A 21,642-nucleotide genomic window follows, 5' to 3' on the forward strand; every position below is an offset into this window, starting at 1 on the left:
TAGATTTTTCAATCATCTTTAGATCTATTTGGATTAAGCATTTGAATCTTAAAAAACCTCTTAGCCAGCTAAGAGGTTTTTAATTGTTTTATTGCAACTTATCCTGCGTTTTGGTTTCAAAGTCACTGGCATCATGTCGTTCATGCAGTTGGCTAGCTAAATCGCCAAAGGTGCGATTTACCATACGCCCACGTTGTACCGCAGGACGCGCCAAAATGGCATCGGCCCAACGTTGCACATGTTGATACTGATCGACGCTTAAAAACTCATCCGCATTATAAACCCAGCCTTTTACAACGCTGCCATACCACGGGAAAGCAGCAATATCGGCAATACTATATTCATGACCCGCGAGGTATTCGTGCTTCGCCAGATGTTGGTCTAATACGTCCAGTAAACGTTTAGTCTCCATCGCAAAACGGTTAATGGCATATTCGATTTTTACTGGCGCGTAAGCATAAAAATGCCCTAAACCACCACCAATATAAGGCGCGCTGCCCATTTGCCAGAATAACCAGTTCAAACATTCGGTACGTGCAGCAATGTCAGTGGGAATGAAGGCCTTAAATTTTTCAGCTAAGTAGAGCAAAATTGAACCTGATTCAAACACTCTGAGTGGCGGATTTTGACTATGATCAACCAAGGCGGGAATTTTAGAATTTGGGTTAATTTCAACAAAGCCACTACCAAATTGTTGGCCTTCACCAATTTTAATTAACCACGCATCATATTCAGCTTCTGTATGTCCCAATGCCAGTAATTCCTCAAGCAGAATCGTTACTTTTTGCCCGTTCGGGGTGGCAAGCGAATATAACTGGAGCGGATGTTGTCCAACCGGTAATTGCTGCTCAAAGCGACTGCCTGAAGTTGGCTGATTTAAATCGGTTTTATCTCCAGTCCATTGCCAGACTTTAGGTGGGATATAATTTGAGTCATTCATTATTATTTGCCATGTCACGAATCGATTGATTCAGTGTAGGTCAGCCAGCCCTAGATAGGGTAGTTTTTTTGTGGCAAAGCTTTAACTGATTTTGAATAAATAATACGGCTCTGTTATTCACCAGCTTTTGAATGAATCTCCTGAAAGTGTTGATCAATTACATTAAGCCAAGCCTGTACTGCGGGAGATACGGGCAGATTCTTTTTCCATGCCATAGCGAGATGCCACTGAATATTCGGCTTTTCGAGTGGAATGGCTGCAAATAAATCGGGATCGAGCATGTCGGTATAATATTGCGGCAATAGGGCAATCCCCATACGTTGTAGCACCATATCTGCCAGTAAATTCCATTGGCTGGTACGGCAGGCAATGGTTGGGTAGAAGCCACGTTGCTGGCATGCATCCAGAATAATGCGATTGAGCGAGAAATTTTCAGGAAACATTAAAAAGGATTGATGCTGTAATTCTTCCAGATTTATTTTCTTGCGTGTGGCCCAGGTCGCATCTCGCCGTAATAGCACCATCAACGGATAATCACACAATTCGATGCTATTAAAGATTTGCTGATCAAAAGGATGTAACAACACCCCTACATCCAGTTCATTATTTAGTAAGGCCTGTTCAATACCTTTGGACCCGACTTCAAGAAAGGAAAGTTCGATCTCTGGCCATTGTTGATGATAATCAAATAGGGCAGTGGTCAGCAGTTGAGAGCCTAAAGGTGGAACACCCAACTTTAAAGTGCCTGTTTTTAATTGCTGATAGTTTTCAATTTCCAGAAAAATATTTTGTTCTGCTTGCAAAAGTTCGAGTGCATGTTGATAGATGCGCTGGCCAATTTCCGTCAGTTCAACCTGTCTCTTGCGGCCATGTTCTGGCTTTACCAACAATTGTACCTGTAGTTGTTGCTCAAGCTGCTGCAAGATTTTACTGATGGTCGGTTGCGTCAGATAGAGCTGTTCTGCGGTACGGGTAAAGCTTTGGGTTTTAACCAAAGTGACAAAGCATTGCAGCGATTTGAATGAAAGCATCATGAATAAAATATTATTCCATTTTGGCATAATTTTAACATGAATAATCCATATTGTGCCAATAGCACTGGGATAACATAATGATGTAGTTCACCATCTTATTTGTTGTCATGAGCACTGATTCCGTTTCTGAAACGTCTTCCCCAAACAGCTTCTTCACATTGGTCAAACAGATTTTAATTCTGGCGACTTTTTGGGGTGTTGGTTATGTTTTGCATCAACAATTAGGTGTCCCGATCTCCGCAGGGATTTTAGGCATGTTGTTATTGCTGATCTGTTTATTTCTAAAAATTATTAAAATGGATCAGGTGGCGATGGGCGCTTCGGTCATTCTCGGTGAATTATTACTGTTTTTTGTGCCTGTGGTTGTTGCCGTGGTTCAGTACAAAACTCTGTTTATGACCGAAGGCTGGCAGATTGTACTGAGTATTTCACTGGGGACAATCTTGGTAATGTTGAGCACCTGCTTAACCATTCATTATTACAATCGTCTTAAAAGCTATTTGCAAACACGTAAACCTTTCCAGCATAAGCATATCTAAAGGCATTTCACATGAATATCTGGTCAATCCTGTGTCTGATCTGGACTTTGGTCGCCTATGTGGTTGCAAAACGCCTCTATCAGAAACATCCTAAATTATGGCTTTCACCTGCGATTAGCGTGCCAGTGCTCACGATTATATTAATGACGATTTTTGGCATTTCCTATCAGACCTACGCCCAAGATACGCAATGGATCGTCAATTTACTTGGGCCTGCAACGGTTGCCTTTGCTGTGCCTATTTATCGTTATCGCGCTACTATTCGTAAAAATATCGGTGTTTTATCCATCGCGATTATTGTCGGCATGAGCGTTGGGGTAATGTCGGCTTATGAGATGGCACAGCTCTTTCATTTCAGTCCAGAAGTCACCAACAGTTTAATGGCTCGTTCTATTTCAACACCTTTTGCGATGATTTTAGCCGAAGATATTCATGGTTCAGCAGCATTGGTATCGCTATTTACCGTGATTACAGGTTTGGTTGGTATGATTTGTGGTGATGCCATTTTAGCATTCACCAAAATTCGTTCTGCTGTGGCAAATGGTGCTGCATTCGGTAATGCCGCTCATGGCTTTGGTACAGCGAGAGCCCAACAACGGAATAATGAAGAAGGCGTGATTGCCAGCTTAACCATGGTGATTGCAGGTATCTTGATGGTGCTGGTTGGACCATTTGCCATTCATTTGTGGTTATTACTCTAACCACCTCGTTGACTAGTTTTAGATATAACGATGGATAACAGAAATTGTGAGAACTGATTCATAAGTTCGTCATAACCACATGAAATAATCTTTTTTATGAACTACATTTCTTCAATGATATATAGAAAAGTTTTATGACTGATGAGCTGTTTATTAATTTTGAGAAGTCAAAGATCATAGAAAACAATGAGCATGGTTTATTGGAAGGGTATCACTTCTATTTGTTCATGGATGGTCGGATTGATGAATATATCAGTCGATTGAATTACATCAAAAAAAATATTCCTGAATCCGAGTATTTATCTTATGGCGCTATAAATATAGACCAATTGATCATGAAGTTAGCAGTATTATATAAATGCAGAAGAATGAGCTGACCTTTCAGGTCAAGCTATGAAACATAGTCAGACGATGGCTAGTCATCCTTAAATGTCTCGTTTAAGGCTTGTTGTACTGCATCGACTCTGGATTTACAGGCTTTGTAAGCCATCATTGACTCTTCGACGATTTTCATCAAATTATCAATGTCAGGTTGTTCCTGTGCTTCGAGCAGTTCGGCATTCTTTTTTAATAAAGCATAACCATCTTTAAAGCTTAATTCTTTCTTCGTCATGATCAATCACCTCGGTAAGCTTGGCATGGATATAGCCATCTTGCATTTCAATAGATAGGGATGAACTCGCTTGATGGATTGAGCGAATCGCTTTATTTTCACTGCGCACAATGCCATAACCCTTAGCCAGTACATTTCTCGGGTTTTGCAACAAAGTTTCCCGCATTAATGTTTCGATTTGAGTTGAAGCGGTTTTCAGTTGTTGCTTGGAAAAATATTGCAGCGTTGATCTGGCAACTTGAAGCTGCAAATAGCTGGTACTGATTTGATTTTCAGACTGCGATTTGATGCGACTGATCAATTGATCATTCTGGCTTTGATAAGCGCTAATCTGTTGTTGAGAAAGCAATTTGATGGTTTGAAAATGTTCCATGACTTCTACAGAACGCTCTGAAATCAGATTGCGAATACCTGCAATCACCTTACTTGGCGTATCGAAAGAACGATGCGCAATTTCATCTAAAATGGTTCGATCTTTTTCATGTCCAATCCCAACCCAAATTGGCACTTTGCGTTTACACAGCAAGGCGGCCAGATCATAGTCATTTAAATACGCAAGATCGTTAACTGCACCGCCACCTCGAATGATTACGATCAGGTCGGGTGGAAAATTGTAGTCTGCTGCCCATTGACGTAGCCCAGTGCCTAGCGATTCCATAATGCTGTGCGCAGCAGTATTTCCCTGAAAAGTCGCGTTGTGATAGACAAAATCACAGACGCCGGCTTGATGTAATGCATCGGCATCTTTCTTAAAGTCACCTAATCCAGCCGCATTTTCGGGCGCAATCACCAACACATGCTCAATATCAAACGGTGTAGGGAGAGCTTTATTCAAGGGAAGTAAACCCTCACTACTGAGTCGTGCAAGGATCTGCTGATAACGTTTGGCGATATCACCGAGGGTAAAAATGGAGTCGATATCTTCAATATTGACAGAGAAGCCGTATTGAGGATCGAAGCGGGCTTTAATTTTAATCAGTACATTCAAATCTCTGGACAGTTCAATGCCACTTTCACGCTCGAACTTCAGCACGATTTTTGCAGCCGTGAACTTCCAGATGGTGGCTTTACAGCTTGCGATGACTTTGTCTGTGTCTTGTTCTTTTTCAGCCAGTTCAAGGTAGTAATGCCCACCTTTGATACTCAGATTCCGAATCTCGGCTTTTACCCAAACAGGTTCGTCAAAGGTCAGGCGAATGATTTCCTGTACCGTTGCTAGATAATCGCTCAGAGAGAGTTGCGGTTCAGACATTGGATCAGAGGATGAATAGGATAGGGCTATAGTAGCAAATGGATTAACCTGATAACAAATAAGGCCTATCTTGTTTTTATTTATTTTTGTTGAGTGATAACGCATCCCCAGTTTTTATAGAGTGCTGTAGATGCGTATTGTAAGGCAGATATTTAGAGTGATTTATTCCATTTCAAAAATTTAAATAATCCAAACATAAACATGATCCAGACCGGAATTAAAATCACTGATTCCTTAAAGCCTTGCGTCCACATGATGTATAAGATCATCACGATAAATGCCAAAACCAGATAATTACTAAATGGTGAAAATAAGGCAGGGAATTTGACTGTTGTACCTTGTTGTTGAACGGCACGTTTAAATTTTAAATGAGTAAAGCTAATAATCGCCCAGTTTAGAACCAAAGCAGCAACGGCCATATACATCAAATGACTTAAGGCTTGTTCTGGCACAAAATAATTCAGTAATACACAGCCAAAAATCAAAATTGAAGAGAAAATCACCGCAGGCATCGGCACACCTTGCTGACTGACTTTTGCAAAAACTTTTGGGGCATTGCCTTGTACTGCCAACCCATAGAGCATACGGCTATTGGCATACATGCCGCTGTTATACACAGAGAGTGCTGCCGTCAAAATAATAAAATTGAGTAAATGTGCAGCCCAATCGATCCCAAGTTGACTAAAAATCATCACAAATGGGCTTTTATCCAGACCGCCTAAATCCAGTTGATTCCATGGAATCAGTGACATGATGATAGCCAGTGAAGCCACGTAGAAAATCAGAATCCGGAAGATCACCTGATTGATAGCTTGCGGAATGCTTTTCTCAGGATTTTCTGCTTCAGCAGCCGTCATACCGATTAATTCAATGCCACCAAAAGCAAACATTAAAAAGGCCAACATATAAAATAGACCTGAGAAACCATGCGGAAAAAATCCGCCGTGTTGCCATAAGTTGGTGAAACTAGCAGTCGAATCAGCACCCGCAGTCAGCAATAGATACAAACCGAACAGGATCATTGAAATGACGGCAACAACCTTAATAATCGCCAACCAAAATTCTGATTCACCATAAAACTTCACATTGCCTAGATTTAAGCAGGTCACAACAATGAAGAAAAATAAAGTCGAGATCCATGCAGGTATATGTGGCCACCAATAATGGATATATTTGGCAATGGCTGTCAGCTCAGTCATTGCTACTAGAATATAGACGACCCAATAATTCCAGCCCGATAAAAAGCCAGCAAATCTTCCCCAATATTTTTGTGAAAAATAACTAAAAGAGCCTGCGACAGGTTCTTCTACAATCATTTCACCCATTTGTCGCATGATGAGAAATGCGATGAGACCAACGATGGCATAGCCCAAAATAATCGAAGGGCCAGCTGACTGGATCACTTGAGCAGAACCTAAAAATAGTCCAGTACCCACCGCACCGCCCATAGCGATCAGGTGGATATGACGATTTTTAAGCCCACGTTTTAATTCGGGAGAGGAAGTACTCAAAATAAGATGCGCTGAACAAAAAAGAAGTGATTGTAATGGATTGCGAGGAGATCGACTAGGTTGAAAATTGGATTATCATCAAGAGGCAAAATATAATGATGAGATTGCTGATATGGGGATACTTTATATAGTTGGATTTAATAAAAAACAACCTTTTGGCTATCAATGGACAGAATTTGATTGTAATTCTATTGCTGATTTCTATCTTCGTAGTTTAATCAAAAGATCAATTCAGGATACCCATCCAAAGATTTATGAAAAAATTACAGAAGAGCTATTTGTTGAGCAAACCAGATTTGATGGGCTATCTTCACAGCAATTTATGGATATTGTATTTGCTATTAGAACAGCAATAAGCTCAAATGAATTATCAGAAACGCAAAGGCAAGGCGCAAAAATTTGGGATACGGCAATTGAACCGCTTGTTATGGTGGATGAAAGATATCATCTTTATTTTAAGATAAAATAGAGTCTTATACACAGCATTGGTTTTGATTCTAAAAGTTGAAAATAGAAATGGTTGTGCCAAGCCTGTATTGCGTTTGGAGAATAAAGCTATTCAGATGGGCTAAAATAAGAGGTGAATGAAAACGATTATGAACTCAGATTTAAATGAAAAAGATTCTCCTTTTTCTATTATTTTAAAAGGTTTTTCAACTTTTGGGCTAATCTTTGTTTTTTCTGGTTTTTATTTAGGACTTTCTATTGAATTATATAGCTTTGCTGGACTTAATATAGATAATTTTGCTCTAGTTGTTTGGTATATAACATATTTTTATGTCGCATATTTGCTTGGTTTTTGTATATTGAAGCAAGTGTATATACGTAATGAAGATAATATTTGTTTTGATAAAGTTAGAGCTTTAATTTACTTTTTGTTGGTTGCTTATTATTTTTTAATATTTCTTCGATATTATTTTTTTGATATAAAACATGACTTATATGGTTTTAGGTTTATGTTGGGTTTTATATATCCTTTTTGGATACTAACGCCATTATTTTTTTCTAATTTTAAGGCTAAATTTAATGTGTACTTATGTATTTTTCTTTGCATAGCAGAAATTATATTTTGGTTCTTGTTTTTTAAAACTGGTGGTTCTGATTTCTATAAAAGACCAACTTTTGTTAGTGTGATGATTACTTCACTTATATTTACGCTAACCTTTCCGAGGTATCTATCATGGTTACAAAAAATAGAAGTTGATAAATGGGTCGCTCCACTTTTTTTAAAACAAGAGAGACTTATCTCTAAGATGTTATCTTGGATAGCAATGGTACTAGGTAGTCTATTTATGTTTCTGTTCTATTTGTACTTTTAATTTAATGGTTAAATCTGTAAATTCTGGGAAAATTACCAGAATTTTTTATAAACTGAATTGAGATATAGCTCATCATCCAAATTTCAGCAAAGCTTAGCAAATAATAATATTTTATGTGAATTTTCAACCAGATTAGACTCATCCAAAGATAAATAACAACAACGTATTTATCAAAAGAATCAATTTTTTATTCGGATGTTTTCTTTGGATTGGCAGTATATACACAGTGTGCTGCCGCAGTTTTATGCGGCCATGCTTATGACCTTAAAAATCTCCAGTATTGGTATCGTACTCTCTATTTTGCTTGGACTCATCTGTAGTGTGATCAGTACCTATCAAGTTCGGATACTCAATAAAATCGTCAAAATCTATATCGAGGTTTCCCGCAATACACCGTTGCTTATTCAGCTCTTTTTTCTGTACTACGGTTTACCCAAGATTGGCATCAAACTGGATGGTTTTACATGTGGTGTGATTGGTTTAACTTTTTTAGGCGGTAGCTACATGGCAGAAGCCTTCCGTGCAGGTTTACAGTCAGTTGCACAAGGGCAGATTGATTCGGCCCGAAGTGTAGGACTCAACGCCGTGCAAGTCTTTCAATATGTGGTGTTTCCTCAAGCGTTATCACTGTCTATTCCTGCGATTGGAGCGAACTGCTTATTTTTGATTAAAGAGAGTTCAGTCTTGAGTACGATTGCAGTGGTGGAACTGTTGTTTGTCACTAAAGACCTGATTGGGATGGACTATAAAACCACGGAAGCTTTATTTCTATTAATCGTGGCTTATCTGATGATCTTATTACCCGTTTCAGCACTGACAAGTTATCTGGAATATCGCAGTCGGAAGGTGAGCCATGGGACTTGAATATTTATTCCAACCGAGCCATATCGAACGTTTGCTGTATGGTCTGTTGCAAACCATTGAGATTGCCTTTCTGTCCGTATTTTTATCTGCCATTTTCGGGACGGTTTTTGGGGTGATCATGACCTCCCAAAACATACTCATCAAAATCCTGTGCCGTTTCTATCTGGAAACCATTCGGATTGTACCGATTCTGGTACTTTTATTTGTTTTTTATTTCGGTTTTGCAACTTGGTTTAACTGGCAGCTCTCATCATTTTGGGTGTGTATTTTTGTATTTACCTTATGGGGAACTGCGGAAATGGGTGATTTAGTTCGGGCCTCGATTACTTCGATCGATCAGCATCAACGTGATTCTGCTTTTGCTGTAGGGTTAAATCATGTGCAGGCTTTGACTTATGTGATTTTTCCGCAAAGTTTAAAACGGGTGACCCCTGGGGCATTGAATTTGTTTACCCGCATGATCAAAACCAGTTCTCTGGCGGTATTGATCGGGATGGTGGAAGTCCTGAAAGTCGGGCAGCAGATTATTGAAAATTCATTATTAACTGTCCCAAGTGCCTCGCTGTGGATTTACGGTTTCATCTTTATTCTTTATTTCCTGATTTGTTATCCATTATCGCTTTTAGCAGCGCATTTAGAAAAAGTGTGGGAGAACGCATGACTTTGTTATCGATACAACATGTGCAGAAATTTTATAAACAAAGTCATATTTTGCATGGCATTGATTTGGAAGTGCAACAGGGCGAAGTGGTGGTGATTTTGGGACCATCGGGTTGTGGCAAAAGTACCTTGTTGCGCTGTATCAATGGGTTGGAACCGATTCAGGAGGGAGAAATTTATCTCCAAGGCATTGGAAAATTAGGACAGGATTTACCGTGGGATAGCGTACGTCAGCAGATTGGCATGGTGTTTCAGAACTATGAATTATTCAAGCATATGAATGTGATTGATAACATTTTGCTGGGGCCCTTAAAAGCACAGAAACGCCAGCGTGCAGAAGTGGAACAACTGGCAGATCAGCTAATGCAGCGAGTCGGTTTGCTTGATCGTAAATATGATTATCCTTCCAATTTATCGGGTGGGCAAAAACAGCGAATTGCGATTGTCCGTGCCTTAGTGATGAAACCGAAAGTAATTTTACTGGATGAGATAACCGCAGCTTTAGATCCTGAAATGGTACGTGAAGTACTGGATGTGGTGCTGAAACTGGCACAGGAAGGCATGACCATGCTGATCGTGACGCATGAAATGGGCTTTGCACGTAAAGTGGCAGACCGCATTATTTTTATGGATAAGGGCAGGATTATCGAGCAAAGCGAACCAGAGGCATTTTTTCAGCATCCGCAGACGGAAAGAGCCAAAACCTTTTTAAATATTTTGAATTATTAAAATGAAAATGAGGACTTTATGAGATTGAATTTAGCAGTTAGGCAACATCACCATTCTTCAAAAACAAAAATGTTTGGTCTGGGCATCATTTGTGTAGCGATGACAGGCGTGTTGACGGGCTGTAATCAACCAGCGTCTTCTGAACCTAAAAACACAGCACAAGATACTTCACTAGAACAGATACGGAAGAATGGTGTATTGCGGGTTGGTGTATTTGCGGATAATCCTCCTTTTGGTTATGTCGATAGTGCGGGCAAAAATCAAGGCTTTGATGTAGCGCTGGCTAAGCGTGTCACTCAAGATTTACTGGGTGATGAAAATAAAATCCAGTTTGTGATTGCGGAAGCTGCCAATCGGGTTGAGTTTCTAAAGTCAGGAAAAGTTGATGTGGTTTTTGCCAGCTTTTCGGTGACGCCAGAACGGCAACAGGTGGTTGATTTTTCCGAGCCTTATTTAAAAGCTTCCTTGGGGATTGTCTCACCAAAAGCCAAAGCCATTACCGATGTTAAAAGTCTCGAAGGCAAAACCTTAATTGTAAATAAGGGTTCAAGCTCGGAGATTTATTTTAGTAAAAACTATCCCAAAATTAATTTATTGAAATTTGGACAAAATACCGATGCCTTCAATGCACTGATTGATGGTCGGGGGGATGCCATTTCCCAAGACAGTACCTATGCACTGGCATGGGCAGCCAAGAATCCAAATTATGTCGCGGGTATCCCACAAATTGGCAATCAAGATTTTATCGCAGCAGGCGTGAAGAAGGGTAATACCCAATTATTGCACTGGCTCAATGATGAAATTAAACAGCTCAGAACGACAGGTGAAGTTCAAAAGATTTATGACCAAACTTTGAAGCCGATTTATGGCGAAAAAGTGAATCCGAATATCTTTCTGGATGTCGATATTCCCAAGCAATAACACAATTTAAAACGTTAAAAATAGGTGAACTTATGCAAACAATAACATTTTCAAATATTCAAAAATTACTGCTGGCTTCTGTACTGAGTTTAGGGCTGACGGCTTGTAATAAGAATCCACAATCCACTGAAAAGAACACGGACTCTGCCACACAGGTCTCCAGCATTGAACAGATCAAGAAAAACGGTGTGGTTCGTATTGGTGTATTTAGCGACAAGCCGCCGTTTGGTTATCTGGATGCTCAAGGTAAAAATCAGGGCTTTGATGTTGAAATTGCCAAACACGTTGCCAAAGATTTATTGGGCGATGAAAATAAAGTGCAGTTTGTTCTGACTGAAGCGGCCAATCGTGTCGAATATCTGAAAGCCAACAAAGTCGATATTATTTTTGCCAATTTCACTGTGACACCTGAACGTGAACAGGTGGTGGATTTTGCCAAACCCTATTTAAAAGTCGCTTTGGGTGTGGTGTCTCCTAAAAATAAACCGATTACCGATATTGCCCAGTTAAAGGATCAGACTTTATTGGTAAATAAGGGCACCACAGCAGATTCTTTCTTTAGCAAGCAGCATCCTGAAATTAAGTTGCAAAAGTATGAGCAAAATACGGAAACCTTTGATGCTTTAAAAGATGGTCGTGGCGTGGCATTAGCACATGACAATCTATTGGTACTGGCGTGGGCAAAGGAAAACCCGAATTACACCGTCGGCATTACCAATTTAGGTGAGCAAGATTTAATTGCACCTGCAGTGCAAAAGGGTAATAAAGAATTGCTGGATTGGTTAAATCAGGATTTAGACAAACTGGCAAAAGAAGGTGTGATTCATCAAGCTTATGAAAAAACCTTAAAACCTGTTTATGGTGATGGTATTCCTGCTAAAGATTTGATTGTTGAGTGATTTAAATCACCTTCAATATTATAAAAAGTATATGTTTTAAGTGTTTGTATATTAAGCACCATTTTTCTGGTAAATAATTTAAAATGCCCTGGCTTTTTTGCTGGGGCTTTTCTTTAATATTTTATTCTTCAGTATGAAGGGATAATCATATTTTAAAAAGCTGTCCTATTTTTATCATTATAAATAATAGATTCGTACTCACTTTATAAGTACGTTGCGGAATAATATAGATGTTCAATCGATTGCCTGTACCTGAAAACCTTCCCTGTAGATTAACTGATGCCTTTTACCGCATTCATCAATACTTACCAAAAGGAAATGTGAAACAGCGAGTTAAGCTGGATGATGCACTCAATCAGATCAATACTGATGATCTTTATGCATTACAAGATTTTCCACTACACAATTTTTCTGCCTATGAAGGCTGGGCGATTGATTCGAATATCACTCAGCAGGTTAGTTCAAAAAATCTGGGGATAGAAAAAGATTTGTATTTCTGGACACAGCAGTTATATCACTCTATTAATCCTTATAAACTTGATCTGGACAGATATATAATCAAGATCCCTAAATTTACCAGACTTCCTGAAGGGGTAGATACTATTATTTTAGAACAGGATAAGCGCTTAGATTTCTCTGGTAAGAGCAGCGGTGTAAAAATAAAAAAAACAATTGCGCCGATGCAAGGTGTTATTCAACAAGGCAGTGTGTTTAAACAAGGCGATTTAATCCTTGCAAAAAACCAGAAAATTACACCTGAACGGTTAGTCGCACTCAGACGTGCGGGTATTACAGAGCTTTCTATTTATCGACACCCTAAAATCCTGATTGTTAATATGTTTCCATTCGATCAAGCGGGGGAAATCATTGAAGAATGCTTATACCTCAAAGATTTATTAAAAACATGGGGGTATGGCGAGGTTGAGATTAAACCGCATAAACCGGCACGTTATGACAGGGCATTTAATTCCCATCAAGAAGCTGGACATCCCGCATTAGATGGAAGCTTGACTTCCGCTTGGGACGAATATCATCAGTTTTTTGATGAGCAAATTCCTGAGTTTGACATTATTTTATGCTGGTCACCTTTAAATCATTACGGTTCTGGAGTAGGGCTTTCAAAGCTGGCTAACTTTTATCAAGGCAATGGTGATGGTCCCGTTACGACATGTTGTGTGCCAGCCAGTGAATTCCGGATTTTTCAGAGTAATGACCGAAGCCCTAGACTCACTCAGGTCATAAACCGTTATGATGAACGTGGGCAGTTAAGGGAAATGCGTACCGAGATCACTGAAGATCGAACGACGATTATCAGTCTACCTGGCAATACGCAAGATGTTGCACTGTTGATGCACGTATTTGTGAAATATATTTTAAATAAGCATGATCCTGATTTTTTTGAGAATCTGTATGTGCAAGGCAGGATCGACCAGCAGCTTGAGCCTGATCCAAAGTATAGAACATTATTATGGGGACGCTACCAGTTTGAAGCAGATGGTCAATATTCGCTACAGATCATTCCACAACAAGCTTTTCAGATTGATGGTTTTGCTGCTGCCAATTGCATTATTATTGTGCCATTTGCAGAGCCACCGATTCAGTCTGGTGAATCAGTGTATTTTATTAAAATAGATTAAGTCTGAACAACTTTAACGTTTTTCAACCCAGACAACAGTCGAGCGTGGCTGTTGTCTTATAAGGAATATAAAAATTACTTTTTAGTGTTTGGCAATAACGCAGTCATAAAACCTAACAAAGGTAAGAACGAGCAGAGTTTGTAAACCCAGACAATGCCATGTGTATCCGCTAAATGACCTAAACCTGCTGCACCAATTCCACCAATACCAAACATCAGTCCAAACATTAGGCCAGCAACCATACCAACCCGACCAGGTACAGCTTCCTGTGCATATACCACAAGTGCAGAGAAGGCAGAAGACATCACTAAACCAATAATAATGACCAGAATGGCGGTTCCTGTTAGGCCGACATAAGGCAGCATCAGGGCAAATGGCGCGATACCTAAAAAGGATACCCAAACCACGGCTTTACGTCCGATCCGATCACCAACTGGTCCGCCTGCAAAAGTGCCGAGTGCCACAGCGCCTAAAAATATAAATAAGTAGAGCTGTGATGTCTGGATTGAAACGTTAAATCGTTCGATCAAATAGAAAGTAAAATAATTAGTAATGGCAGCGATATAGATAAATTTGGCGAATAGTAAAATACAGATGACGACCATGGCCTGAATCACCTGTTTACGCGTCAAGGTTGAAATGGCACGTTGACTGGCGAGGCGTTGTGCAGGTGCTTGTTTGACCAGCCATTTGGTTACGCGTAATAAAACGAAAATAGCCAGAGCAGCAACTAGAACAAATAAGCCAATTGCCCCTTGTCCGTTGGGGATAATCACGGCTGCAGCAACTAAGGGACCCAGCGCTGAACCGGTATTTCCGCCAACCTGAAACATGGATTGCGCCGTACCAAAACGTCCACCCGATGCAGTACGGGCAATACGTGACGCTTCAGGATGAAAAGTGGATGATCCTATACCAATCAGTGCAGCTGCAAAAAGTAAGCTGTGATAACTTCCTGCAATCGCCATTAATCCAATGCCGATCAGCGTGGCGAACATACCCGCAGGCAATAAATACGGTTTTGGGTGTTTGTCGGTATAGAGTCCAATCCACGGTTGTAATAATGATGCGGTAATTTGATACACCAACGCAATCCAGCCAATCTGGGCAAAGCTCAGTGAAAACTCTGCTTTGAGCATGGGATAACTTGCAGTGACGACCGCCTGAATAGAGTCATTTAATAGATGGGCAAAGGCGACTGCACCGACAACACGCAACACGAATTTTTGCGGTTGATCTTGAGGTGGAAATTGCTCTTGTGGAAAGGTGGTCTCAAGAGTCCCTGTATGATTTGCCATACGTGCTCCAACAGGTTGTATCAGCTTAAATCGTGATATTGAAGAAGGTTTGTTTTTCAGCGTTTTTATCCTAAACTGAACTGAAAGCGGCCCACAATCATATTTGGGACAGATAGTATCGATTTCAGGCCATATTGAGAGACGAAGCTAATGCGTAATATTCAGGTCAATGATTATCAGGATGTGGCCCGTAATGTGATGGCAACAGGCAATGATTACGAAGATGGACACATCCTCGCAAGCCATCGTCATGCTAGAGGGCAATGTTTGTATGCGATAACAGGCGTATTGACAGTAACCACCAATACAGGCAGTTGGGTGGTACCACCGAAACGTGCGTTATGGATTCCTGCTGGCATTGACCATGAAGTGCATATGGGCGGTATCACCAAAACCCGCAGTGCCTATATTCTTCCAGAAGTCGCGCGCAAAGCAGGTTTACCCATTTATTGTGCGGTTATCAACGTGTCGCCGTTATTGCATGAATTACTCTCGACAGCGGTTGATCTGCCTGCCGAATATGAGTTGGGTGGACGCGATGATTATTTGATGCAATTGATCATTGCCGAAATCGCGTTGATGCCTGAATTGCCATTGAATGCGCCTTTACCACAAGAGCCACGCTTGGCCGCATTATGTTTGCAATTATTAAAAGCACCGACTTTAGATCATGATCTGGATCAGATTGCAGAACAAGTGGGAATGAGCCGTCGAAATTTCACCCGAATTTTTCGACTACAGACTGGCATGAGTTTTAGTCATTGGCGGCAACAGGCCTGTCTACTGAATGCATTGACCAGAATGGAATTAGGACAGCCGATTACCCGTGTGGCGATGGAGCTTGGGTATAGTAGCAGTAGCGCCTTTACTGCGGCCTTTAAACGTTCTTTAGGTGTGGCTCCGCGCTTTTATTTACAAGGAAAATGATTCGGTGAATGTGATAATGTGAGATGAAATCAATTCACTCATTTCACGAACATTTGTATGGCTTGAGAACATAAGATCAACGATAAATTTATGCTGTCATTATTAAAAGGTTTGGCCTTGTCCCATCAAGGTCTAGAAAAAAATAACACATTCGGTAAAGGATTATCTGGAACACTGAACGCGATTGAGCATCTCGGTTATGTGCAAATAGATACCATTTCAGTGGTTGAGCGTGCGCATCATCATGTCTTATGGAGTCGGGTGCCAGATTATCAGTTGAGTCATTTAAATCAGTTAGTTAAAGATCAACTTATTTTCGAACATTGGGCACACGCAGCCTCTTATCTGCCGATGCGGGATTATCGTTATGCCATGCCCTTGATGAATGCGATACGAAAGGGTGAAAGTCGCTATTTCAAAAGTGATCCGCGTTTGATGAAGGAGATTCTGGCTCGGGTTAAAGCAGAAGGTAAAATCCAACTGCGAAATATGCAGAAGGAGAAGCGGGAAGGCCCAGCAGGTTGGTGGAATGCCGGTCCAAGTCGTAAGGCGCTTGAGCAGTTATTTATGCAAGGTGACTTGATGATCTGTGAGCGTAATGGCATGGAGAAAGTCTTTGATCTGACTGAACGCTGTTTGCCACAAGGGATTGATCTGAGTACACCGACGTTGCATGAATATGCGCATTATTTATTGAACATGAACATACGCGCACACGGTGTATTTACATGGAAGCAGTTATTGCATTTAAAAGGAAAAGCGTTACGTGAGGTGATGCGTACTGTATTGGATGAACATATCGATGCAGGTTTAGTAAAGGTTGTAAAACTGGAAAATGGACAAACGATTTATGCAGCCAGTGCGGTATTAGAACATGAACCCATTATTCAACCGCAACTCAAAATATTATCTCCTTTCGATAATCTGGTGATTCATCGAGAGCGCTTGAGTAGCTTATTTGACTTTGATTATCGTATTGAATGTTATGTGCCAGCTGCGAAAAGACAATATGGTTATTTTTGTTTACCCTTGTTATATGCAGATCGGTTTGTAGGCCGTATTGATTGTAAAGTGCATCGCCGTGAAAAGCGATTAGAGGTGATTCGTCTGCATTTAGAAGATCCGAATATGCTGGATCGAGAGGTTTTTATTCAAGTTTTAGAGATAGAATTACAACGTTTCGCTGTGTTTAATCAGTGTGCAAGTGTTGATTTAGGGAAGATTAGACATTTAATAAGCTAAGTTGTTAAATATTTGGTGATTTCATTTTAAACCTAGCCCTCGAGAGGGCTAGGTTTACCTAAAAAGCTGAATCGAAGAATGATAAACACTCTAACGTTATTGGGTAGGAGGAGTATTCTCCTGCATGAATACATTTAATATTTAAGTGCATTCAAGTCATCATGCATTTTCATGCCACCCCATGATGTTCTGGAATATTTTATTTAAGAGTTTTGTGGGTCATATTGTTTTTCCTTGATAAATAGCGCTGGAATCACACCACAAATCAGGTAAGCAGCACCCATCACCACAAAACCTAAACCAATAGAACCGCCAGAAGCCAAGAAACCAATGGTAGCAGGGGCAAGTGCTGCGCCTAAACGGCCAACATTGTAAGCGCCGCCAATAGCTGTACCGCGAATGGCTGTAGCAAAGCTTTCGGTCATATAGGTCGCGTTTACGCCATAAGGGATACCGTAGAGGAAACCGAAGGTCACCAGTAAATATAGAATGTTGCTTGGAGAGTTATAAAAAACAATCAAGGGTAAGAAAATAGCAGTACCAATCGCGCCAAAAGCATAGGTAAAACGACGACCTAATTTATCCGCCATCATTCCAGCCAGAACTTTGCCGAGAATCATTGCGGTATAGGTGCCCACCATATAAGCGGTCATTTCCTTAAACTTCATACCCAGTTCACTTTCCAGATATGAAGGCATCCAGTTATTTACGCCGTAATAACCAAATTGTAGGAAACCTGCGGTTAATGCCCACAAGATAAACATATTACGATTGCGTTTATCTTGAAAAATCAGTTTAAAGGCAGAGGTTTTTTCGGTATTGGCTATTGCATCGTATTGTTTTAATCGAGACTGTTGCCATGCTTCTGGTTCTGGAACAAACATATGCATTAATACAGCAATAATCACTGGGACAATTGCCACGTAAAACAGCATACGCCAACCATGATCTGGAATAATCCAGCCTGCTAGCAGGGTTGCCACAATATATCCGACGGTCCAACCTGCCTGTAAGGTTCCGAGTACAGTTGTGCGATAACGTGTTGGTACATATTCCGCCATGAGGGTATTACAGGCGATATAGAGTGAACCAAGGCCAAGTGAGGCAAAAAATCTGAGGATTCCGAATTGTAGAAAACTTTGGGTAAAACCTAAGCCACAAGTTAATAGCGAAAAGGTGAGAATAGAAATAACAACGATGCGGACACGTCCAAACTTGTCACATGCCCAACCACCAAAAATCCCGCCGATGGCCATACCAGCCAAAGTAAAACTACCGAGCATACCTGCCTGAACTGAGCTTAAGCCAAAATCTGCCTTAATACTGTTTAAGCTGTAAGACAGCAGCATAAGATCCGCACCATCGACCAGCAAAGCCAAAAAGGCAAAAATAAAAGCAATTTTCCAGGTATGTGCTTGTATTGGTGAGCGAGGTGTACTGTAGAGTGTAGCCATAATCCATTACCTACATTTGATTTAAAGCACCTTAAGTCGTTTAAAGTGCTTGGGAGTCATGAAGAAGCTGCTCGAATCATATTTCGGGCAATAATTATTTGTTGAACTTGGGTTGTACCTTCATATAAACGGAACAAACGGACATCTCGATAAAAACGCTCAATGGCATATTCACTGATATAGCCTGCGCCACCGTGAATCTGTACACAGCGGTCAGCAACACGTCCGCACATTTCAGTTGCAAACATTTTTGCGCAAGATGCTTCTGTACTAATGTTTTCGCCATTATCACGGCGACGAGCTGCATCTAAGACCATACATTTAGCGGCATAAATTTCGGCTTTTGAGTCGGCAAGCATGGCTTGAATCAACTGGAAGTTCGCAATAGGCTGACCGAACTGTTTGCGCTCAATTGCATAGTGCAATGCGTCGTTTAACATACGCTCAGAAACACCCACGCTATATGCACCGATGTGTAAGCGTCCTTTATCAAGAACTTTCATGGCCGTTTTAAAACCAACACCTTCTACCCCACCAATCAGTGCAGAAGCAGGTACACGGCAATTTTCAAAAATCACATCACAGGTGTGTGAACCCTTTTGCCCCATTTTTTGGTCAATTTTGCCCAATGTAATGCCTGGTGTATTAGCCTCAACTAAAAAAGCTGAAATACCGCCTGACCCTTTAATTTCAGGGTTCGTTCGCGCCATTACGGTGAAAGTTGCAGCGTGAGGTGCATTGGTAATAAAACGTTTGGTACCGTTTAATACATAAAAATCGCCATCTTTAACCGCACTGGTTTTTAAAGAAGCAGCATCAGAACCAGACTCAGGCTCGGTTAAGCAAAATGAACCAATAATTTCGCCACTTGCATAACGCGGTAAATATTTTTGCTTTTGCTCTTCTGTGCCATCAATCAAAATCGCACTTGAGCCAATACCGTTATTAGTACCAATTAAAGAGCGAAAAGCCGGTGAAGTTTGACCAAGTTCAAATGCAACTCTGACTTCTTCTTCCATGGTGATACCTAAGCCACCATATTCTTCAGGAATTGTGAGGCCAAATAAACCAAGCTCACGCATTTGCTGCACAATGTCATCTGGAATTTTATCTTTCTCTACCACTTCGTTTTCACGAGGGATCAATTCATTTTTTACAAAATCTCGAATTGTTGAAAGTAACTGCTCCAACATCCCTTCATCACGGATCATCTGTGATCTCCTTTTTTATGTATTTCCATCGTACCCATCAGCTATCTCCAGCTTGTCTGGATACCATGTTTTAAATCTTGTTTACTGTGGATGCGTTTCATAGTACGAGAACAAAAACACAAATTTCAAGCTTTTTTGAAAATTAATTTCGTTAAACGAAATTTAAAAACACACCATTACGCAATATCAAACACTTAGATTGTTTCACAATTCATAATCGTTAGAACAAACTAAATAAGACTTGAAATAAATTCCAAAACAAGCATCATAAAAGGAATATAGTTTTGATATGCGAAACAAGGAATTCAAAAATGAGTGTATTAACAGGGAATAATTTCGTAGAAATTGACTTTTCTATTCAAAAAATAGCGATTGTAAAAATTAACCGACCTGAAGCAAAAAATGCACTGAATACAGAGGTTCGCAAGCAACTAGCACAAGCTTTTACCGAATTAACTTTTAATGATGAGATCAATGCGATTGTGCTCACAGGTGGTGAAGAAGTCTTTGCAGCAGGTGCAGATCTAAAAGAAATGGCAACCGCAACGTCCACAGAAATGTTATTACGTCATACCGAACGTTACTGGAACGCGATTGCTCAGTGCCCTAAACCTGTGATTGCTGCTGTAAATGGTTATGCATTAGGTGGCGGCTGTGAACTTGCAATGCATGCCGATATTATTATTGCAGGTAAAGGTGCAACCTTTGGTCAACCGGAAATTAAAGTCGGGTTAATGCCAGGTGCTGGTGGTACACAACGTTTATTCCGTGCGGTTGGTAAATTCCATGCCATGCGCATGATTATGACGGGTGCCATGGTGAGAGCCGAAGAAGCTTATATCATCGGTCTTGTTTCACAAGTCACAGAAGACGACCAAACCATTCCAACTGCGATTCAAATGGCGCAGAGTCTCGCAAAAATGCCTCCAATTGCCCTGCAACAAATTAAAGAAGTTGCGCTGATGAGCGAAGACGTGCCATTAAATGCAGGCTTAACCCTAGAACGGAAAGCATTCCAGTTGCTGTTTTCTACCGAAGATAAAAATGAAGGCGTTCAAGCTTTTATTGAAAAACGTAAACCATCTTATCAAGGTAAATAATTTAAAACGATAATAACAAAGGAATGAAAATGAGCAGAAAAGTATTGATTAGTGCAGGTGGTTCAGGGATTGGACGATGCATTGCCGAGGCATTTTTAAACAATCATGATGAAGTTTTTGTTTGTGATATTAATGCTAAAAGCCTAGAACAGTTTCAACAAGATTATCCAAATTTGCATATACATACATGTGATTTGGCTGATCATGAGCAAATTAAACTCATGTTTAATCAAGCCATTCAGAAACTTGGTGGTATTGATATTTTAGTCAATAACACAGGCATCTCAGGCCCGACCGTTGCAGCAGATGAACTAAGTTTTGAAGATTGGAATACGGTAATTAATTTAAACCTGAATAGTACTTTTTTAATTACCCAGTTAGCCATTCCCTATTTAAAGCAAGCAAAAGCAGGCGTAATTATAAATATGTCGTCTATTGCCGGCCGCTTAGGCTATCCGTACCGATTGGTTTACTCCACTTCAAAATGGGGGCTGATTGGTTTTACCAAAACGCTTTCTATGGAACTCGGTGCAGACAATATTCGAGTTAACGCTATTCTTCCGGGTGCAGTAGATGGTGATCGGGTCCAGCGTGTATTACAGGCGCGTGCCGATGTAGCTCATACCTCACTTGAAGAAGTGACTCAAAATGCACTGAAAAATCAGTCGCTCAAATATTTTGTAAATCCAAAGCATATTGCAGATTTATGCCTATTTATAGCTTCAGATAGCGGACGCTCTATTTCAGGTCAAATCTTGCCGATTGATGGTGATAAACAATGCTTAAGCTAA

General features: G+C 40.4%; 22 protein-coding genes. 14 read left to right on the plus strand and 8 right to left on the minus strand.

Annotated features, from left to right (window positions below):
* Positions 1 to 88: 88 nt before the first annotated feature.
* Both yghU and AWW72_RS14285 read right to left on the minus strand, forming a co-directional pair.
* Positions 89 to 940 carry a glutathione-dependent disulfide-bond oxidoreductase gene (gene yghU / locus AWW72_RS14280; protein ID WP_062847784.1) on the minus strand — a complete coding sequence of 284 codons (852 nt, stop codon included), beginning with the start codon at positions 938 to 940 and terminating at the stop codon, positions 89 to 91.
* Positions 941 to 1,053: 113 nt separating this feature from the next.
* Positions 1,054 to 1,971, minus strand: a complete 918-nt coding sequence (locus AWW72_RS14285; RefSeq protein ID WP_155757772.1) for a LysR family transcriptional regulator — start codon at positions 1,969 to 1,971, stop codon at positions 1,054 to 1,056.
* 110 nt (positions 1,972 to 2,081) lie between these two features.
* Here AWW72_RS14285 and AWW72_RS14290 point away from each other — a divergent pair, with 110 nt between their 5' ends.
* A complete protein-coding gene (locus AWW72_RS14290; protein ID WP_062847786.1) occupies positions 2,082 to 2,513 on the plus strand; it encodes a CidA/LrgA family protein in 432 nt (143 codons plus the stop codon).
* 11 nt (positions 2,514 to 2,524) lie between these two features.
* Positions 2,525 to 3,214: an LrgB family protein gene (locus tag AWW72_RS14295; protein WP_005258367.1), complete on the plus strand. Its 690-nt coding sequence runs from the start codon at positions 2,525 to 2,527 to the stop codon at positions 3,212 to 3,214.
* 415 nt (positions 3,215 to 3,629) lie between these two features.
* On the opposite strand, the gene xseB is transcribed toward AWW72_RS14295, so the two are convergent.
* The 3 genes from xseB to AWW72_RS14315 all read right to left on the minus strand — a co-directional run bounded on the left by xseB (position 3,630) and on the right by AWW72_RS14315 (position 6,590).
* The gene (gene xseB, locus AWW72_RS14305; protein WP_062847788.1) at positions 3,630 to 3,827 is read right to left on the minus strand and encodes an exodeoxyribonuclease VII small subunit; all 198 of its coding nucleotides are present in this window, start codon (positions 3,825 to 3,827) and stop codon (positions 3,630 to 3,632) included.
* The gene (gene xseA / locus AWW72_RS14310) at positions 3,802 to 5,079 is read right to left on the minus strand and encodes an exodeoxyribonuclease VII large subunit (RefSeq protein ID WP_062847789.1); all 1,278 of its coding nucleotides are present in this window, start codon (positions 5,077 to 5,079) and stop codon (positions 3,802 to 3,804) included. The genes xseB and xseA overlap by 26 nt, the downstream gene beginning before the upstream one ends.
* 152 nt (positions 5,080 to 5,231) lie before the next feature.
* Positions 5,232 to 6,590, minus strand: coding sequence for an amino acid permease (locus tag AWW72_RS14315; RefSeq protein WP_081410388.1), 1,359 nt, complete (start codon positions 6,588 to 6,590; stop codon positions 5,232 to 5,234).
* Between the two features lie 67 nt (positions 6,591 to 6,657).
* Between AWW72_RS14315 and AWW72_RS14320 the strand changes: the two genes are divergently transcribed.
* The 8 genes from AWW72_RS14320 to AWW72_RS14355 all read left to right on the plus strand — a co-directional run bounded on the left by AWW72_RS14320 (position 6,658) and on the right by AWW72_RS14355 (position 13,619).
* A complete protein-coding gene (locus tag AWW72_RS14320) occupies positions 6,658 to 7,059 on the plus strand; it encodes a hypothetical protein (RefSeq protein WP_249409177.1) in 402 nt (133 codons plus the stop codon).
* A gap of 127 nt (positions 7,060 to 7,186) precedes the next feature.
* Positions 7,187 to 7,909, plus strand: coding sequence for a hypothetical protein (locus AWW72_RS14325; protein WP_249409178.1), 723 nt, complete (start codon positions 7,187 to 7,189; stop codon positions 7,907 to 7,909).
* Positions 7,910 to 8,113: 204 nt separating this feature from the next.
* Positions 8,114 to 8,773, plus strand: a complete 660-nt coding sequence (locus AWW72_RS14330; RefSeq protein WP_062847808.1) for an amino acid ABC transporter permease — start codon at positions 8,114 to 8,116, stop codon at positions 8,771 to 8,773.
* Positions 8,763 to 9,434, plus strand: a complete 672-nt coding sequence (locus AWW72_RS14335; RefSeq protein WP_062847792.1) for an amino acid ABC transporter permease — start codon at positions 8,763 to 8,765, stop codon at positions 9,432 to 9,434. Before AWW72_RS14330 ends, AWW72_RS14335 begins: the two co-directional genes overlap by 11 nt.
* Positions 9,431 to 10,162, plus strand: a complete 732-nt coding sequence (locus tag AWW72_RS14340) for an amino acid ABC transporter ATP-binding protein (protein ID WP_062847793.1) — start codon at positions 9,431 to 9,433, stop codon at positions 10,160 to 10,162. Before AWW72_RS14335 ends, AWW72_RS14340 begins: the two co-directional genes overlap by 4 nt.
* An 18-nt stretch (positions 10,163 to 10,180) precedes the next feature.
* Complete coding sequence (locus AWW72_RS14345; protein WP_062847794.1) at positions 10,181 to 11,083, plus strand: transporter substrate-binding domain-containing protein; 903 nt, start codon at positions 10,181 to 10,183, stop codon at positions 11,081 to 11,083.
* A gap of 32 nt (positions 11,084 to 11,115) precedes the next feature.
* Positions 11,116 to 11,982, plus strand: coding sequence for a cysteine ABC transporter substrate-binding protein (locus AWW72_RS14350; RefSeq protein WP_004772921.1), 867 nt, complete (start codon positions 11,116 to 11,118; stop codon positions 11,980 to 11,982).
* Positions 11,983 to 12,212: 230 nt separating this feature from the next.
* Positions 12,213 to 13,619, plus strand: a complete 1,407-nt coding sequence (locus AWW72_RS14355; RefSeq protein ID WP_062847795.1) for a molybdopterin-binding domain-containing protein — start codon at positions 12,213 to 12,215, stop codon at positions 13,617 to 13,619.
* Positions 13,620 to 13,693: 74 nt separating this feature from the next.
* Here the strand turns inward: AWW72_RS14355 and AWW72_RS14360 are convergent, their stop codons facing one another.
* Entirely contained in the window at positions 13,694 to 14,917 is a 1,224-nt protein-coding gene (locus tag AWW72_RS14360) for an MFS transporter (protein ID WP_062847796.1), read from the minus strand.
* Positions 14,918 to 15,067: 150 nt separating this feature from the next.
* Here AWW72_RS14360 and AWW72_RS14365 point away from each other — a divergent pair, with 150 nt between their 5' ends.
* Positions 15,068 to 15,844, plus strand: a complete 777-nt coding sequence (locus AWW72_RS14365; RefSeq protein ID WP_062847797.1) for an AraC family transcriptional regulator — start codon at positions 15,068 to 15,070, stop codon at positions 15,842 to 15,844.
* A gap of 90 nt (positions 15,845 to 15,934) precedes the next feature.
* Positions 15,935 to 17,086: a winged helix-turn-helix domain-containing protein gene (locus tag AWW72_RS14370; protein WP_062847798.1), complete on the plus strand. Its 1,152-nt coding sequence runs from the start codon at positions 15,935 to 15,937 to the stop codon at positions 17,084 to 17,086.
* A 203-nt stretch (positions 17,087 to 17,289) separates the two neighbouring features.
* Here the strand turns inward: AWW72_RS14370 and AWW72_RS14375 are convergent, their stop codons facing one another.
* Together AWW72_RS14375 and AWW72_RS14380 are read right to left on the minus strand one after the other, a co-directional pair.
* Positions 17,290 to 18,540 carry an MFS transporter gene (locus AWW72_RS14375; protein ID WP_062847799.1) on the minus strand — a complete coding sequence of 417 codons (1,251 nt, stop codon included), beginning with the start codon at positions 18,538 to 18,540 and terminating at the stop codon, positions 17,290 to 17,292.
* Between the two features lie 56 nt (positions 18,541 to 18,596).
* Positions 18,597 to 19,751, minus strand: coding sequence for an acyl-CoA dehydrogenase family protein (locus AWW72_RS14380; RefSeq protein ID WP_062847800.1), 1,155 nt, complete (start codon positions 19,749 to 19,751; stop codon positions 18,597 to 18,599).
* 311 nt (positions 19,752 to 20,062) lie between these two features.
* Between AWW72_RS14380 and AWW72_RS14385 the strand changes: the two genes are divergently transcribed.
* The gene (locus AWW72_RS14385; protein WP_062847801.1) at positions 20,063 to 20,851 is read left to right on the plus strand and encodes an enoyl-CoA hydratase; all 789 of its coding nucleotides are present in this window, start codon (positions 20,063 to 20,065) and stop codon (positions 20,849 to 20,851) included.
* Between the two features lie 29 nt (positions 20,852 to 20,880).
* Positions 20,881 to 21,642, plus strand: coding sequence for an SDR family oxidoreductase (locus tag AWW72_RS14390; RefSeq protein ID WP_062847802.1), 762 nt, complete (start codon positions 20,881 to 20,883; stop codon positions 21,640 to 21,642).

Source organism: Acinetobacter sp. NRRL B-65365 (genome assembly GCF_001605865.1).
GTDB lineage: Bacteria > Pseudomonadota > Gammaproteobacteria > Pseudomonadales > Moraxellaceae > Acinetobacter > Acinetobacter vivianii.